Genomic DNA, 608 nt, shown 5'->3' with positions numbered 1-608 from the left:
GGTGCTGTCAGACGAATTCGAACCAGTCTCAGTTTGCTGCGGAATCCGCGAACCTATCCGGAACAAAGTTGACGCCACTCGCTAAGAGCGGCGGTGCGGGTCAGCTTGAAGGTGTTTCGGCTGGCTAGCGATCTTTCCTGGTTGAAATGGTTGTATACGGAGGAATGGACGGAGGCGAATTTCTGTAGACTTCGCATGCGCCTGAAACGCTGCATCGCACGTTCGCGTCGTCGAAAAGGAAGGTGCGAGTTCTCGACGCGGTTGTTGAGCCACCTTCCCGTCTGTTGTTTTTCGAGCGCGCCAAGCTCTCTGAGCGCGGCTCTGTATGAGGCGAAGCGATCCGTGACGACGTTTTCCGCTTTACCGTATCGCTTCATCAATTTCCCGAGGAATCTCAGTGCTGCAGCTTTGTTCCGGCGCTTGGTGACAACGGCTTCCAGCACCTCACCTTCGTGATCAACGGCCCGCCAAAGATAATGCCGCTTGCCATTCACCTTCACGAAAACCTCGTCCACGTGCCACTTCCATTTGGAGTATGCTCTCATTTGCTGAACACGCTTTCTTCGGATCTCAGCAGCAAACACTGGGCCAAACCTGTTCCACCAATA

Annotated in this window: 1 protein-coding gene; it reads right to left on the bottom strand. The window is 54.3% G+C overall.

Annotated features, from left to right (window positions below):
* Nucleotides 1-53: 53 nt before the first annotated feature.
* Nucleotides 54-608 (bottom strand): IS6 family transposase (locus ACR0JA_RS23660; RefSeq protein ID WP_480580427.1); only part of this gene is annotated, 555 nt, incomplete at its 5' end.

The sequence above is a fragment of the Ruegeria sp. AM4 genome, from assembly GCF_056540665.1.
The sequence above is the reverse complement of the archived record's forward strand: the minus strand, read 5'-3'. Positions and strand labels throughout refer to the sequence as shown.